The sequence below is a fragment of the Pseudodesulfovibrio pelocollis genome, assembly GCF_030282845.1.
Taxonomy (GTDB): Bacteria; Desulfobacterota; Desulfovibrionia; order Desulfovibrionales; family Desulfovibrionaceae; genus Pseudodesulfovibrio; species Pseudodesulfovibrio pelocollis.
In genome coordinates this window covers 1-15,214 of the sequence record NZ_JASTWE010000057.1, presented here as the reverse complement: position 1 = coordinate 15,214, position 15,214 = coordinate 1, and the positions used below count along the sequence as shown (strand labels likewise).

The following is a 15,214-nucleotide window of genomic DNA, read 5'->3' as shown; positions in this document are numbered from 1 at the left end:
TTAACCGCCGCCCCCGAACCGCTCTATCACCCTATGCCGTGCCCCATCCGGCATGAGGTCGCTGCGCCAGAGGGTGAAGGCGTCCACCGTGAACTCGGGCCAGTCTCCGATGCGAGCATCGGCGGCGTCGCAGGCGGCCAGGGCCTCGAACCAGGGGTCTGGCGCTGCGCGGCGCACCCGGCCAAGGGTCAGGTGGGGATGATGGGGAGTCGCGGCGGGCGCAAAGCCGAGGGGCGCGAGGGCTTCGTCCACGGCTGAGGCCAGCCGGGCCAGTTCATCGCCGCCCCGGTCGAGACCGAGCCAGAGGACGCGCGGGGGCTGACCCCTTTTGCGTCCTCTGCCCGACGCGGCGGCCAGGGGCGGGAACGTGCCGCAGCCGCCGAGGCGGGCCGCGAAGGGCGCAAACGCCACCGCCGCAAGGGCTGCGGCCACGGCGTCCACCCTTTCCGGGGGCACGTCGCCGAGGAATTTCAGGGTCAGGTGCCAGGAGTCGGGCCGGGTCCAGCGGATGTCCGAGGCCAGCCGCCCGGCCAGACAATGGCGCACCACGGCCGCCCTCTCCCGGCAGGCCGGGGGAATGTCCACCCCCACGAAGAGTCTCGGCATGGTCGCGCCCTCCCCCTTCCTGCTCTTGAAAACGAAACGCCCCGGCCGGGTGCTTCCCGCCCAAGGCGTAGTCGATACCCCTGACTGGCCGTTAAATAATCATACCACACAGACTGTTCAAAAATGGTGAGATGCTAGGCGCGAAAAAAGTTCAAGGCCGAAGCGTACTCCTGGTACGTGAGGATTTGAACTTTTTGAAGCAACGACGCAGATCGCCGTTTTTCAACAGTCGGCTACGACAGGCCGTTGACCCTGGCCCAGAACTCAGGCCACTTGGCCAGCAGGCGGCGCATGGCCTTGCCCCGGTGGGAGCGGCGGTTCTTGACCTCGGGGTCCAGCTCGGCCACGTGGCAGCCCATCTCCGGGTCCACCACGATGACGTCGTAGCCGAAGCCGCCATTGCCCCGGTAGTCATGTCCCACGCGGATCTCGTAGCTGCCGTCCGCGTCGATGCCCTCGCCGGAAGGGGCCACGGCCACCATGACGCAGCGGTAACGGCCGGTGCGTTCTTCGTCAGGTACGCCGCGCAGCTCGGCCAGCAGTTTTTCGTTATTGGCGTGGTCGTCGCACGCCTCGCCAGCGAACCGGGCAGAGTAGACGCCCGGCGCGCCACCCAGAGCGTCCACCTCGATGCCCGAGTCGTCGGCAACGGCCACCAGCCCGGTGGCCTCGGCCACGGTGCGCGCCTTGATCAGCGCGTTTTCCAGAAAAGTGTCCCCGGTCTCGGGTATCTCGCCTATCTCCGGGAACTCCGCCAGACTGCGCACGCGCACCCCGAAGGGTTCGAGCAGCACCGAAAGCTCGCGGATCTTTCCCTTGTTGCCGGTGGCCAGGACAATGGTGTCCATGCAATCCCCCTGATGACTGGTGTGTGGAAACAGGGGATGTGCTTACCCGGACTCCTCGGAATCCGCAACCGCCAGGATGGGCGGCAGATACAGGGTGATCTTGGTGCCCGCGCCCACCCTGCTGACCAGGTCCACATCGCCGCCGATCTCGTCGATGATCTTGCGGGTCTGGGCCAGCCCGAGGCCAGCGCCCTTGCCCCGGGTGGAAAAGAACGGGCTGAATATCTTGTCGCGGATTTCGAGCGGGATGCCGTGGCCCGTGTCCTCCACGGCCAGCAGCGCATAGTTCTGGGTCATGGCCGTGGTCACCAGCAGGCGGCCGCCACCCTGCATGGCCTCAAGGGAGTTCTTGACCAGATTGATCAGGCACTGCTTGATCAGGTCAGGGTTGGCATGGACCCTGGCCACGTTCTCGTCCAGGTCCACCAGGGCCTCCACGCCCTGATTCCCGCAAGGCAGGCTCATGACCTCCATGGTGGCCCGCACCAGCTCGTTGATGTCAACCTCGGTCACCTGGGCCTCGGTGGGCCGGGTGAAGTTGAGCAGGCTCTTGAGGATTTCATCAAGACGCTTGGACTCCTCAAGGATGATCCCGATCTTCTCGCGCGCCTTCTCGTCCAGCCCGCCCGCCCGCATCAGCGAATTGGCAAAGCCGCTGATGGTGAAGAGCGGGTTGCGGATCTCATGGGCCATGTAGGTGGACAATTCGCCGATGGAGGCGAGCTTTTCGGCCTGTTGCAGCCGGTGTTCCATGGACGTGCGCTGGGTGATGTCGCGCCGGATGGCCACCACATGGCTGATCGTGCCATCCTCGTCGAACACGGGATGGGTATAGACGCGGAAATAGCGCACCCGGCCGTCGGTATCCACCTCGCTGGTCATGGTCTCGGCCTGGGCCCGGGTCTGCATGGTCCGGCCGAAGGGGTCCTTCTCGAACCCGCACTCGGGCTTGTCCGTGCCGGTGAAGACCTCGCAGTAGGAGCGGCCGACGATCTCCCTCTTGGCCCGGCCCAGCTTGTCGAGCACGGTCTTGTTCGCGCCCACGATCTCGCCCTTGTTGTCGAGAAAGAGTATTTCATGATCCATCTGGTCGATGATGGTCTTGAGCATGTTCTGGGTGTGCAGCAGGTCCATCTTGCAGGCCACCCATATCTTGTCCGATGTCAGCAGCTTGATGAAGAAACTCGCTGCGTTGCGCTCCACCAGAGTGACGCCGACAGGCAGCTGGGCGCGCAGATCTCCCACCAGCGCGGGCCTGCCCGTGGACTCGATGACCAGATTGATGGCCGGATGGCTTTCGAGCATGGCCCGGTAGTCCGGGTAAGTGGGAATGTTCGCCCCGGCCCGGGCACCGTCGGGCAAGGGACCTCCCCCGGGCAGGGCCACGGCCACCACGCCGATCTCCTGGAGCACCATGCTGTTGGCCTGGTCCTTGAACATCTGCCAAAATGTCAGTAGAGCCGGGATGTCGCCGATGACGCCGATGACGTACCGTTTGTCCTCGCCGTGTGTTGACAGCATTGTGACCTCCTGACCAGACGTGCTCCCCCGCCCGCCAACCGGGAAAGGGCATTGTCTGACACTAATACATTTGCAGGCTTTTTTCAAAGGATAAAGAGATGACGCACGATACCGCCACGCCGCTTTCGGTCTTCACCGTCAGCCTCGGATGCCCCAAGAATCTCGTGGATACCGAGCGCATGCTCGGCGTCCTCGGCCCGGCCATGGTCCCGGCAGACACCGTGGCCGGGGCGGACCTCGCCCTGGTCAACACCTGCGGCTTCATCCAGCCCGCGGTGGAGGAATCCGTGGCCGCCATCCTCGACGCCGTGCGCGATGCCGACGAGGCGGGCGAAAGCACCGGCCGCCGCCCCCTGGTGGCCGTGGCCGGATGCCTGGTCAGCCGCTACGGCCAAGACCTGCGCGACGAACTGCCCGAGGTGGACCTGTGGCTCTCCACCGACCAGCTCCACCTGTGGCCCGACATGATCGCCCAGGCCATGGCCCACGCCCGCCCCATTTCCGACGCACCGCGCCGACTCTCCACCGGCCCGGCCTTTGCCTACCTCAAGATCAGCGAGGGCTGCTCGCACAACTGCCGCTTCTGCACCATCCCCTCCATCCGCGGCCCGCATACGAGCCGCCCCGTGCAAGCCCTGCTGGCCGAGGCGCGCACCCTCGCGGCCAGTGTCCCGGAAATCGTCATCGTGGGCCAGGACTCCACCTCATACGGCTCGGACCTCGGTGGCGACAACACCATAAAACACCTCGTCACCGGGCTGGCCGACATCCCCGGTCTGGCCTGGCTGCGCCTCATGTATCTCTACCCGGCCGGGCTCACCGACGACCTGCTCGGGTTCCTCAAATCCATCGGCGAGCCGCTGCTGCCCTACTTCGACATCCCCCTCCAGCACGCCCACCCCGACGTGCTCGCCTCCATGGGCCGCCCCTTTGCCCGCAACCCGCGCAAGGTCATCGACCGGGTGCGCGCCCACTTCCCCGAGGCCGCCCTGCGCACCACCTTCATCGTCGGCTACCCCGGCGAGACCGACGAGCACTTCGAGCACCTGATGCGCTTTGTGGAGGAGACACGCTTCCACCACCTCGGCGTCTTCCCCTACTGGCCGGAAGAGGGCACCCCGGCGGCGGCCATGCCCCGTCAGGTGGGCCACGAAACCAAGCTCGCCCGGCGAGACGCCCTGATGGCCCTGCAAGCCGACATCAGCCGCGACATCATGGAATCCTACGTCGGCCAGACCCTGCCCGTGCTCATCGAAGCGCCCTCGCCGGAATGGCCCGGCCTGCACACCGGCCGCACCTGGTTCCAGGCCCCGGAAGTGGACGGCACCACCTACGTGGCCGCCCCGCCGGACAAAGACCTGACCCCCGGCACCATCGTACAGGCCGAGATAGACAAGGCGGACACCTACGATCTCTCGGGGCTTGTCTGACGATGGGGCGGGGCAGAGAGGAAGGAGGGAGGAGCCGTCGCTTTCGCTCCAGTTTTTTTAATGCCCTCCCGGCGGGGTTACTTTCTTTTGCTGGCCCAAAAGAAAGTAACCAAAGAAAAGGGCCTTTCCAGCTTGGCCGCCTGCACTCCACGGCCAAGAATCTGATCCAATCGGGGCTGCTCCCGAATCAAGTCGCCGAAGCGGCTCCGTGATTCGAAGAGCCGCAGCCCTCGCTTGGTCAGCTTCTAGGCCTTAGGAGGCTTAAGGGCTGGCGCACTCGGAGGCCGGAAGAATCAAGGCGGCAGAGGGCGGGATGGGCCTGCGATATCGTGAGATTTTCTTTATGTCCACGCTGGTCACATCATTTTTGGTTTTGCTTACGCCAGCCGCGCAATGGGCGGGAGCGTCGCAGCGCCAGTTCGTCGGGCCGCGTCCAGGGCGAAACTCGGCGGAGGCGGAGTCTTCGACGCCGACAACTGTTTCGCCAGCGGGCCGACGTTACTGGCGCGCGGCGCGGGAGACACGATCACAGAAGAAAAGCGCACTTTTTGGGTACTTTTTGGGGCGCCAGCCAAAAAGTACCTCGGCCCGAAGGGACGAAACCCTTCCCATAAAAATAACCGCCAAAGGCGGCTTCCTCATCTCTTCCTCTTTTCTCTTCTCTCTTTTCTCTTCTCTCTTTCCTCTTCTCTCTTCTGCCCCCTCCTCACCCGATCAGCCCCGCCTAATCCACCCGTCCCCCGGTCCCGGCTGGCAGCCGCCGCAACAACGCTATGGACGCCAGCAGCAGACACCCCTGCACCGCGAAGCCGTAATGAAAATACCCGGCGTCCCCCATGGCGCCGAGGAAGGTGGGCACCACTCCCAGCCCGATCAGGGCATTGGGCGGGCCCATGAGGGCCACGGCCACGCTGCGCTGCTCGGGCGGGAAGATCGTGGAGAGCATGGTGAACCCGGGCGCGAACATGAGTACCGACGCCGTGGGCTGGAACAGGACGGCCGCCACCAGCGCCGGGCCGGAACACAGCCCCAGGGCGAGCAGCCCGCCGCCGGACAGGAGCAGACACAGGAGGATGGCGGGGCGCGGCCCCCAGCGGTCGGTGATCCAGCCCGCCACAAAGGGGGTCGCACAGGCCAGGACGCGTGAGACGGCCAGCAGCCGGTTGGCCGTCTCGCGCTCAAAGCCGTGGACATCGGCCAGATAGAGGGGAAGCATGGCGTACGGCCCCACCGACGCCCCCACCCCCAGGCTGAAAAAGAGCACCAGCAGCCAGAAGTCCGAGCGCCGCAGAATCGAAAGCATCAGGCGCGGCCCGGGCACCACGCCCGGGAAGTTTCCGCCCCGGCCCGAGCGGATGAACCACAGCCCAAGCACGATCTGGACCGCGCCGAGCAGGACAAAGGGCGCCCGCCAGTCGTAGTGGAGCAGCACCGCCTCGGCCAGGAGCGGGGCTGCCACGTAGGCGAGGTTGGGGGCCAGTTCGTGTACGGCCATGGCCTTGCCCCAGTCCTCCTTGCGGATGAGGGAGAAGATGGTGGCGATGCCCGAGGGCAGGTACAGCCCGACGCAGACGCCAAGGACGAACACTGCGGTCAGCAGCCAGGCGTAGGTTCCGGCCAGGGGCACGGTCAGGGCGGCCGCGCCCACCAGCAGGGACGAGATACCCACTGTGCGGCGATGGGTGGCGGCCCGGGAAAGAAAGCCGCACAAAAGCAGCCCAAGGGCGTTGCCCGCGCCATGGACCATGAAGACCACCCCGGCCCCGGTATGGGCAAAGCCGAGATCGGCCTGGACAAGGGGCATGACCGGCGCAAGCATGACCCGCGAGAGAAAATTGAGGAAAAAGATGGCAGAGACGAAGAGCACGGCCGGAAGGGCCGCTCGAAATGGTCCCCGGATGTCTGAAGTGGGCGTGGGCATGGGTGTTTCTGGCTCTATTCCTTCGGCCGTCCGGGCGCAAGTCCTTTTGTGCAAGGGCTTTATTTTCATTACGTGCGGCTTGACCCGTTTCGCCGAAGCCGATACCTATTTCCAATACGGTGGCGGCGCAAACTTGCGCGTCCTCGGACCTTTTTTTCATTGAGACAATAATCGGCCCGGCTCCCTCGTGGCGGCTCGGGAGGGCAGGAGTTCAAGGAGACAGTCATGGATGTCGAACTGGCAAAACCCTTCATAAAAGCGGCGGTCGACGTGCTCTCGACCATGGCCTTTGTCAAGCCCCAGGTGGGCAAGCCCTATGTCAAGAAGAACACCGTGGCCGCTGGCGACGTGTCCGGCCTTGTGGGCATCACCGGCGAGCGCAACGGCAGCGTCTCCCTCTCCTTTTCCAAGGGATGCGCGGTGGCCATCGTCAAGAACATGCTCGGCGACGAGATCGACGACATCATGCAGGACGTGAAGGACGCGGTGGGCGAGCTGACCAACATGATCTCGGGACAGGCCCGGGCCGGACTGGCCGAGAGAGGGTACGTCTTCCAGGGCTCCACTCCCACGGTGATCATGGGCGACGGCCACACCATCTCCCACATGGCCAAGACCCCGATCATGGCCATCCCCTTCACCACGCCCGACGGCCACTTCACCATCGAATTCTGTTTCGAGTAGGCGACAGCCACCTTCAACGGCGGAGAGACGCATGGCGACGCTAGACGACTTCAGGAGCAAGGAATTTCTGGATCAGATAATGATCCTCAACGAGATCTCCGGCAACAAGGACTCCGGGGATCTGCCCGGGCTCATCGACCTGCTCAAGACCCCCGTGGGCGACACCTCCATCGACTACATGGTGGTCAACGCCCTCAACGCGGTGCTCTCCAGCAACGAGGCCACGGTCATCAAGGGATTGTCCGACCCCCATCCGGGCCTGCGCACCCTGTGCATCCGCGTGGCCGGTGAGCACGGCTTCCGCAATGCGGCAGGCCCCCTGGCCGAAATCGCCGCTGCGGAAACCGACCCGGACCAGCTCATGGAGGTCCTCAACGCCCTGGCCCGCATCGCCGCCCCCTCGGCCACGCCTGTGTTCCGGGCCCATCTGGACCATGAGGACCCGTTCATCAAGTCCGCCTGCATCGAGGCCCTGGGCAGGCTCCAGGACGAGGCATCCATCGACAGCTTCAAGGCCATGCTCGTTGAGAGCGAGGCCCCGGACCGCTACGAAACCTGCGACATCACCACCTGGAAGGCGGTGGAGGCCCTCTCCTCCTTCCAGCGCGATGACACCATCGGATTCCTGGTGGAAAAGCTCCACCACAAGAATCCCACGGTGCGGCGCATCATCACCGACGCCCTCACGGCCATGGGCAAACCCACGGTGCCCCTGCTGCTCCAGGCCTTCGAGACCGGCGACACCGACACCCGCATCCTGGCCGCCAACGTCCTGGGCTTCGTGCGCGACCGTGCCGGGGCCGACGGGCTGGTGGCCGCCTTTGACAAAGGGCAGGCCGACGACGCCAATGTCCGCTACGCCATGTACGAAGCCCTGGGCCGCATCGGCACCATGAAAGGCATCATCTGTCTGGTGGACGGGCTCCATGAGACCGACGAACTCATCCTCATGGCCGTGGTGGGCGGGCTTGAGCGGCACGTCAACCCCGGCATGATTTCCACCATGACCGCCATGGTCGCCAAGGCCGACGACCAGAGCGACAGGCTGGCCAAGGCGGTCATCGCCACCCGGGCCACCACCCTTTTCGACGCCCTGTACGAGAACGCTGGCGCGGGCGATGCCCTTATGGACGCCCTGGTCCAGTCGAGAGACCCCGAAATCATCGACGCCTTCCGGGCCGTGCTCGCGGACATCGGCGGCAGCCGGGCCGAGGAGGACATGCTCCGCCTGCCCCAGGTGGACATCACCACCAGGCAGGCCCTGGCCGCCGACGACTCGCGCTCCATGTGCGCCATGCACCGCGCCATCCTCACCGATCTCGGCTTCGAGCCATCCCTGGCTTCCAACGGTGAGGAGGCCTACGACCACATCGAGCAGGGCATCCAGTTCGAAGTCATCATCACCGACATGAACATGCCGGTCATGGACGGCATGGAGCTGGTGGGCAAGGTGCGCAACACCCCGGGCTACGAGGATGTGCCCATCATCATGGTCACCACCGAGTCCGAGGCCTCGCAGCAGAGCCTGGCCAGCAAGGCCGGAGTCACGGCCTTCGTCACCAAGCCCTTCAAGCCCGAGACCCTCAAGGCCAAGATCCTGGAGGTCACGGGCGGCTGATCACACCGCCTCCCTTCCCACAGTGCAGAAAGGCCGGGCGCGGAGACATCTCCGCGCCCGGCCTTTTTTCCATGGGTCAGGGTTTTCAGCGGCCGTCGCCCTCGCCGGGCCGTGAAGGCAGCGCCTCGCGCAGGAACTCCGCCGTCCTGGCCGCCACCTCGGCCGAATAGAGCATGTAGACATGGCCCATGGGCCGGACCATGTGCTCGACCCAGCCCGGGCGGCCCGGACGCAGGCAGGAGCGGGGAAAGACAAAGTCGTCCACCGGGCTGATCAGGGCGAGCCTCGGGCAGTCCGGCTCGGGCAGCGTCTCCACCCGGGCCGGTATGCCGCCCCCGGCCTCGCCGCAGGCCGGAATCAGGCCCCGCGCCATGGTGCCAACACCCAGCCGGGCCAGCTCGGACCCGCCATGGGGCGAACCCAGCGCCACCAGGGCCGCCACCCGGTCGCGGCAACGCGAATCCGCGGCCACGGCCCGGCAAACCAGCCCGCCCAGGCTGTGGCCCACCAGAATGGCCCGCGCCCCGGGCCGGGGCCCGAGGAGCCGGTCCAGGGTTTGGCACAGCCCTTCCACAGCCTGGTCGAACTGCCCGGTGAAGCTGTTGTATTCATAGGTGTGCAGGTCGGTGAACCCGGCCCGGGCGAGCCTGCGGGAGAAAAGCACCCAGGCCGAACGGTTGTGATAGAGGCCGTGCACCAGGACCACGGGCAGGTTCCCGGCCGCGCGTTCGCGGCGCGGCAGCCAGGCCAGGGGATAGGCCATGAGCGCCGCCACCCCGGCCACGAAGGAGGTCGCCATTCCGGCCAGCAGCGGACGGGCCAGCCCGCCCCCGCTGTCCCGGATCCCGGCCAGCAGTCCGGCCCGGGCGTTGGACGCCAGAAAGGCGGCGTAGCGGACCAGGGAAAACACGAGCAGGACGACGCAGACAACGATCAGGGTCCAGGCGAAAAATGACATGTCCGCATGGTACAGGCCCGGGGCCTTGACCGCAACGCCAACCCGCCCTTGCCTGCACGGGCGCGGCAAGGTACTCTTACCCCTGAAACCCAAGGAGATTCCCCGTGGCCGACACCTTTTTGTGCATCGACATCGGCAGCGGCACCCAGGACGTGCTGCTCTACTCGCCTGACATGGAAGTCGAGAACTGCCCCAAGTTCGTGCTCCCGGCCCCGGCCCGGCGCATCGGCGAGCACATCCGGCAACTGACCGGCAAGGGCCGGAACATCTGGCTGCACGGCAGCAACATGGGCGGCGGGGTGAGCCGGGCCGTCCGCGCCCACCAGCAGGCCGGGCTGGCCGTGGCCGCCACCCGCAGCGCGGCTTACACCATGGCCGACGATCTCGCCGCGCTGGAGGAATCGGGCGTCCGGCTGGACGAGCAGTGCCCGGACGGCTTTGCGCCGGTACGGCTCACGGATTTTGACGAGGCGTGGTGGCGCAGATTCTTCGAGACGGCCGAGCTGGACTGGCCCGGCTCGGTGGCCGCCTGCGCCCAGGACCACGGCTTTCATCCCGGCAAGTCAAACCGCATGGGCCGGTTCGACCTCTGGCGCTCCCTGCTGACCGAGGGCGCGGGACGGCCCGAGACCCTGGTCTGGGACACCCCGCCCGCCATGCTCACCCGGCTGGCCGACCTGGGCCGCGACATTGGTGGTGGTCCCGTGGCCGACACCGGGGCCGCAGCCGTGCTCGGGGCGCTCTATGTGGACGAAATTGAGCGCCACGGCCGCGAGACCGGCATCACCCTGGTCAACATCGGCAATTCGCACCTCATCGCCTTTCTGCTGTTCAATGGCCGCATCCATGGCGTGTACGAGCAGCACACCGGCTGCGTGGACGGCCCCAAGCTCTGGGCAGACCTGGCCCAGTTCCGGCAGGGCCGCCTGAGCTTCGAGCGCGTGTTCGATGAAAAGGGCCACGGCTGCCTGACTCTGGACCTGCCCGCCGAGGCCGGGGGATTCGGCCCCACCTATGTCCTCGGCCCGCGCCGGAGTTTGTTGGCCGGGTACGACGTGACCTTTCCGGCACCCGGCGGCGACATGATGCTGGCGGGCTGCTTCGGCCTGATCAAGGGACTTTCCCTGCGCGATTGAATCACGCCACAGGGTGGCACCGGGACAAGCTCGAAATCTTCAACTCGGGCTAGGCACACTCCAGTTGACGTGATATGATGAGCGCTACCAACCACAAAGGCGTGCGGAAAACGCTCTGCCCGGCCAGCCGGTCCTCCCGGCCTGCCCTGGCACACACCATCCAGACAAGGAGCCGTCATGAACAAGCTGCTCAAAATAGGCCTCATCGTCATCGGCTCGCTGCTCGCCCTGTTTGTGGCTGCGGCGGTCATCCTGGTCCTCACCGTGGACCCCAACAAGTACAAGAATGAAATCTCCCAACTGGTCAAGGAGCAGACCGGACGCGACCTCGTCTTCGAGGGCGACATCGGGTTCAGCTTCTTCCCCTGGCTCGGCCTTGAGGTCGGGCCGGTGGCCCTGGGCAACCGGCCCGGCTTCGCGCCCGAGGCCATGGTTCGAGTCAACCGGGCCGAGGCATCCATCCGCATCATGCCGCTCTTCTCGGGCGAGGTGGCCATCGGTGTCATCGCCCTGGACGGGTTCACCGCCAATCTGGCCGTCAACGCGCAGGGCGTGAACAACTGGGACGATCTGGCCAAACCCGCGGACACGGCTGCGCCAGCCCCGAAACAGGACCAGCCCGCCGATTCCGGCTCCGGACAATCCATCAAGGATCTGTCGGTGCTCGGCGTGGAGATCACCAATGCCAGCCTCGTCTACGACGACGCGGTTTCGGGCAAGAGAATCTCCCTGGCCAACCTCGACCTCGTGGTGGGCGAGATCGGCGACAAGCGCCCATTCCCCTTTGAGCTGGCCTTTGACCTGGCCATGAACGAGCCAAAGATCGCCACCCGGCCGAAGCTGACCGGCACGGCCGTCTTCGACCTCGACGCCGCCACCTTTGACGTCACCGGCCTGACCCTCGACGCCCTGGGCATGCGCCTGACCGGCTTTGCCTATGTCAGGACCAAGGACGGGGCGGCCTATTCCGGCGAGCTGGACCTCGCCCGCACCAGCCCGCGCGAGATCATGAAGCAGCTGGCCATGGAGCCGCCGGTCACGGCCGACACAACCGCCCTCACGGCCCTGACCGCCTCCCTCAAGTTCAACGGCACGGACAACGCCGCCGCCCTCGAATCCCTGCGCATCACCCTTGACGACACCACCATCACCGGCACCGGCTCGGTCAAGAACTTCGCCAAACCCGCCATCGAGTTCACCATCAACGTGGACGACATCGACGCGGACCGGTACATGCCCCCGCCCAGCCAAGGCGACACCGGCAAGGCCGAACCCGCCGCCCCGGCCGACGCTTCTCCGGCCACCGAGCCCGACCTTGCCGCCCTGCGCGACCTGGACCTGAGCGGGCGCATCACCGTGGGCAAGGCCAAGGCCATGAACCTGCGCGTGGCCGACATCGTCTGCCAGATCCTGGCCCGGGGCGGCATGCTGACCATCAAGCCCTTCACGGCCAAGCTCTACGACGGCACCATCGACGCCACCACGGTGCTCGACGCCAGGCCGAAGCTGGCCGCGTGGAAGGCCCAGGCCACGGCATCGGGCATCCAGGCCGGGCCGCTGCTCAAGGACATGACCGGCAAGGACAAGCTGCACGGCGCGACTGTGGTCAAGTATGACCTCTCCGGCACTGGCCTGACCCCGGACGCCATTAAGCGGTCCCTCTCGGGCACGGCCTCCTTCGCCTTCACCGACGGAGCCATCAACGGCATCAACGTGGCCAAGATGCTGCGCGACGCCTTCAACACCCTGCGCGGCAGGCCTGTGTCGGGCGACGAGCCCATGCGCACCGACTTCGCCGAACTGCTCGGCAGTGTGCGCATCACCAACGGCCACATCGTCAACGACGACCTGCTCATGAAGTCGCCGCTCTTGCGCGTCACCGGCAAAGGCTGGGCCGATCTGCCCAAGGACAGCGTGGACTATCTGGCCACGGTCACGGTGGTGGGCACCCTCAAGGGCCAGGACGGCGCATCCATCGAGGAACTGACCGGCCTGCCCCTGCCCATCCGGGCCAGGGGCTCCCTGGTCGACCCCTCCATCAGCCTGGACATGAAGGCCCTGGCCGAGGCGCTGCTCAAGGGAACCTTCAAGGATGGCACCAAGGCGGTGGAGGAAACCCTGCGCCAGACCATTCTCGGCACCCCCAAGACCGGAGAAACCGGCGGCGACGCGGCCGAGCCCGAGAAGAAATCCCCGGTGGACCTGCTCAAGAAGCTCTTCTAGGGCGAACCAAACCCATGAAAAAAGGCCGGGCACACGAACGTGCCCGGCCTTTTCCGTCATTGATGCGAGGCTATAGCGAGGCTAGAAGCGCAGCGACAGGCAGGTCAACCCGCCGTCGAGCTTTCGGAATTCGGACATGTCCAGTTCCACCGTGGGGCGGCCCAAATCCTTGATTGCGGCCAGGGTGCGCGGGAATCCGGCGGGCACGATGACCGTGCCGTTGATGAACAGGCAGTTGCGGGCGTAGGCCTCGTCGTCATCCACCACGATGCGTCGGAACCGGGCCAGCTCAGGGGCCTTGTCGAAAAACGGCGAGACCAGCAGCGTGTCGTCGCCGATGAAATTGACATCGGTCTTGAAATGCAGGGTGTCGCCCATCTCCAGGGCATGCCAGGAGTAGCCGTGGCGGGCCAGGGTCTCGCCCAGGGCCGTGGCCCCGGCCACATTGGTGCGCTCGGACAGGCCGATGAAGAAGGTGTCCCCCACCTGGAGCACATCGCCGCCCTCGAACAGGGCGGGCGGAATGACACGCACCACCGGCCTGTGGCGTGCCAGCACCGGCTCGATGCTTGCCTCCTCTCCCTGGCGCGAGGCCGCGCCCAGCGGGGCCAGCACCGCGACATGCTCGCAGACCACGGCCGTATCCTCAACAAAACAGCAGTCCGGATACCCCGGCTCGGAATTGAGCACCGTGACCTCCAGGCCCAGGGCGGCCAGGGTCATGCAGTAGGCCTTGTGCTGGGCCAGGGCGAGTTGATGGTCAGGGATTCCAAGACCGGCGCTGGTGATGCCGTCAACCATCTCTTCGGACGGGCGGCGCGTGATGGCGTGTGTAAACATCGCCGCTTGATACTTCATTTTTTTCCGGCTGAAAACCATTTTTAGCCGGGGTGCGACCAACAGAAAGCGGGAAAGGGGCACACCCCCTTTCCCGCGCCGCGCCGCGCCCGCCCCGGAACTGTCGGTTAGTACAGGGCGACCTTCAGGGCCCCAAGCACATTCTCCATGACGTTCATGTAGGCCGACACGCCCGGATTACCGGCAAAGTGCAACCCCACCGCCTTGTTGCTCTCGCGCGACACCACCAGCGCTCCGGAGTCGCCCCCGGCGCTGCCGTAGCTGGCAGCCACCTGATCGACCATCCTGTAGCGGTTGCCAAGCGCGTCCGCGACCACAATGGTCACCTTGTCGGCCACCACCACTCCGGCGGTCAGCTCGGTGGTCTTGCCGTTCTTCATCACCGCCATGCCGATGGTGATGTCGGCGGCGGGGACGCACTGCGCCACATACGGCCTCACAGGGGTGATCAGGTCCTCCTCCACTGTGGCCAGGGCCGCGTCCACAAGGTTGTCCTGGGTAGTGGACAGGGGCACGAAGGACCACAGCTGGCCCACGGCGTCGTTGATCGTGCCCCCGTCGTTGGGACCAGGCTGGATGGCCTCGGTGCCCGTCGGGAAGGCGTTGTTCTTGGCCAGCACGTGGTTGCAGCTGAGGACGAAGTAGTGACTCTGCGCTCCGAACACGCCCACGGCAAAGGCGCCCAGCGTGCCGGTGGCCTTGGCGCTCTTGTGGATCGCGCCCACGCTGTACCCTGTTTCAAGGGGGCGCACCTTGGCTGTCAACGCTCCGAAGACCACGTGGCCCACCTCCACCACGTCGGTCCTGACATCGCCGAACCTGTCCGGGATGCGGTCCCCTTCAGCCAGTTGGGCCGTCTCCAGCTTCTCGATCACCTGCACCTGGATGCAGGCCTCGGCCGTGGCCAGACCGCCCACCCACTTGTGCCCACGGCCCACGCCGATCACGTTCCTGATCCGGCCACCCAGCAAGCTGATGACCGCTTCGTCAAGGACCGCCTCCACGCGATCCAGCTCCTCCCTCGACAGCCTGACGGCCTCGAAGTCCACTTCCGCAATTCGCATTTTTCTCATGTCCAAATCCTCCTTTGGTGCCCGGAGCCATGCCAACGCCTGCGCCGCAGCGCCAAGATAGGCACCGGCCACCCTCCCCCGAAAGCCCCACCCTGTTTGGGCGGGGGCGACGATTTGGGACTGTTTACGTTGTTAAAATATAGGTTATGCGTAACACAACAGCAACCTGATATCGAGACCTCTGCGCATCTCACCTTTGCGTCCGCATCTTGCCCTCTGCACTCGATTTGATGGTGTGATCGCGCCTCAACTTGGGCTCAATTCCGGCTTTTCCCGGCCATTTCTGGCCGAAATGCCGGATTTTGGACGCACCTCTCCCATCAGGCTCGCGCCAGTCG

Annotated in this window: 12 protein-coding genes; 5 read left to right on the top strand and 7 right to left on the bottom strand. The window is 65.7% G+C overall.

Annotated elements, in window-relative coordinates:
• From thpR to QQS14_RS15025, 3 genes are all read right to left on the bottom strand, one after another.
• Positions 1–606, bottom strand: coding sequence for an RNA 2',3'-cyclic phosphodiesterase (thpR, locus tag QQS14_RS15035; protein WP_285907836.1), 606 nt, complete (start codon positions 604–606; stop codon positions 1–3).
• Positions 607–839: 233 nt separating this feature from the next.
• Positions 840–1,454: an RdgB/HAM1 family non-canonical purine NTP pyrophosphatase gene (rdgB, locus tag QQS14_RS15030; protein WP_285907835.1), complete on the bottom strand. Its 615-nt coding sequence runs from the start codon at positions 1,452–1,454 to the stop codon at positions 840–842.
• 42 nt (positions 1,455–1,496) lie between these two features.
• Complete coding sequence (locus tag QQS14_RS15025) at positions 1,497–2,975, bottom strand: two-component system sensor histidine kinase NtrB (RefSeq protein ID WP_285907834.1); 1,479 nt, start codon at positions 2,973–2,975, stop codon at positions 1,497–1,499.
• Between the two features lie 98 nt (positions 2,976–3,073).
• Between QQS14_RS15025 and rimO the strand changes: the two genes are divergently transcribed.
• The gene (rimO, locus tag QQS14_RS15020; RefSeq protein WP_285907833.1) at positions 3,074–4,405 is read left to right on the top strand and encodes a 30S ribosomal protein S12 methylthiotransferase RimO; all 1,332 of its coding nucleotides are present in this window, start codon (positions 3,074–3,076) and stop codon (positions 4,403–4,405) included.
• Positions 4,406–5,129: 724 nt separating this feature from the next.
• Here the strand turns inward: rimO and QQS14_RS15015 are convergent.
• On the bottom strand, positions 5,130–6,326 hold the full coding sequence (locus QQS14_RS15015) for an MFS transporter (protein WP_285907832.1): 1,197 nt from the start codon (positions 6,324–6,326) through the stop codon (positions 5,130–5,132).
• 225 nt (positions 6,327–6,551) lie between these two features.
• Between QQS14_RS15015 and QQS14_RS15010 the strand changes: the two genes are divergently transcribed.
• Positions 6,552–7,010 (top strand): chemotaxis protein CheX, encoded by a 459-nt coding sequence (locus tag QQS14_RS15010; protein ID WP_285907831.1) that lies wholly within the window; start codon positions 6,552–6,554, stop codon positions 7,008–7,010.
• A gap of 31 nt (positions 7,011–7,041) precedes the next feature.
• Positions 7,042–8,628: a HEAT repeat domain-containing protein gene (locus tag QQS14_RS15005; RefSeq protein WP_285907830.1), complete on the top strand. Its 1,587-nt coding sequence runs from the start codon at positions 7,042–7,044 to the stop codon at positions 8,626–8,628.
• A gap of 85 nt (positions 8,629–8,713) precedes the next feature.
• Here QQS14_RS15005 and QQS14_RS15000 read toward each other — a convergent pair whose 3' ends face one another.
• The gene (locus QQS14_RS15000) at positions 8,714–9,586 is read right to left on the bottom strand and encodes an esterase/lipase family protein (protein WP_285907829.1); all 873 of its coding nucleotides are present in this window, start codon (positions 9,584–9,586) and stop codon (positions 8,714–8,716) included.
• Between the two features lie 104 nt (positions 9,587–9,690).
• Here QQS14_RS15000 and QQS14_RS14995 point away from each other — a divergent pair, with 104 nt between their 5' ends.
• A complete protein-coding gene (locus tag QQS14_RS14995) occupies positions 9,691–10,722 on the top strand; it encodes a DUF1786 domain-containing protein (RefSeq protein WP_285907828.1) in 1,032 nt (343 codons plus the stop codon).
• Between the two features lie 177 nt (positions 10,723–10,899).
• The gene (locus QQS14_RS14990; protein WP_285907827.1) at positions 10,900–12,945 is read left to right on the top strand and encodes an AsmA family protein; all 2,046 of its coding nucleotides are present in this window, start codon (positions 10,900–10,902) and stop codon (positions 12,943–12,945) included.
• 81 nt (positions 12,946–13,026) lie between these two features.
• Here QQS14_RS14990 and QQS14_RS14985 read toward each other — a convergent pair whose 3' ends face one another.
• Both QQS14_RS14985 and QQS14_RS14980 read right to left on the bottom strand, forming a co-directional pair.
• Positions 13,027–13,785, bottom strand: coding sequence for a dimethylarginine dimethylaminohydrolase family protein (locus QQS14_RS14985; protein WP_285907826.1), 759 nt, complete (start codon positions 13,783–13,785; stop codon positions 13,027–13,029).
• 125 nt (positions 13,786–13,910) lie between these two features.
• Positions 13,911–14,876, bottom strand: coding sequence for a chymotrypsin family serine protease (locus QQS14_RS14980; protein WP_285907825.1), 966 nt, complete (start codon positions 14,874–14,876; stop codon positions 13,911–13,913).
• Between the last annotated feature and the right edge of the window lie 338 nt (positions 14,877–15,214).

Coding starts and splice junctions, on each gene's coding strand:
- thpR (WP_285907836.1), bottom strand. CDS start 606: ATGCCGAGACTCTTCGTGGGGGTGGACATTCCCCCGGCCTGCCGGGAG.
- rdgB (WP_285907835.1), bottom strand. CDS start 1,454: ATGGACACCATTGTCCTGGCCACCGGCAACAAGGGAAAGATCCGCGAG.
- QQS14_RS15025 (WP_285907834.1), bottom strand. CDS start 2,975: ATGCTGTCAACACACGGCGAGGACAAACGGTACGTCATCGGCGTCATC.
- rimO (WP_285907833.1), top strand. CDS start 3,074: ATGACGCACGATACCGCCACGCCGCTTTCGGTCTTCACCGTCAGCCTC.
- QQS14_RS15015 (WP_285907832.1), bottom strand. CDS start 6,326: ATGCCCACGCCCACTTCAGACATCCGGGGACCATTTCGAGCGGCCCTT.
- QQS14_RS15010 (WP_285907831.1), top strand. CDS start 6,552: ATGGATGTCGAACTGGCAAAACCCTTCATAAAAGCGGCGGTCGACGTG.
- QQS14_RS15005 (WP_285907830.1), top strand. CDS start 7,042: ATGGCGACGCTAGACGACTTCAGGAGCAAGGAATTTCTGGATCAGATA.
- QQS14_RS15000 (WP_285907829.1), bottom strand. CDS start 9,586: ATGTCATTTTTCGCCTGGACCCTGATCGTTGTCTGCGTCGTCCTGCTC.
- QQS14_RS14990 (WP_285907827.1), top strand. CDS start 10,900: ATGAACAAGCTGCTCAAAATAGGCCTCATCGTCATCGGCTCGCTGCTC.
- QQS14_RS14985 (WP_285907826.1), bottom strand. CDS start 13,785: ATGTTTACACACGCCATCACGCGCCGCCCGTCCGAAGAGATGGTTGAC.
- QQS14_RS14980 (WP_285907825.1), bottom strand. CDS start 14,876: ATGAGAAAAATGCGAATTGCGGAAGTGGACTTCGAGGCCGTCAGGCTG.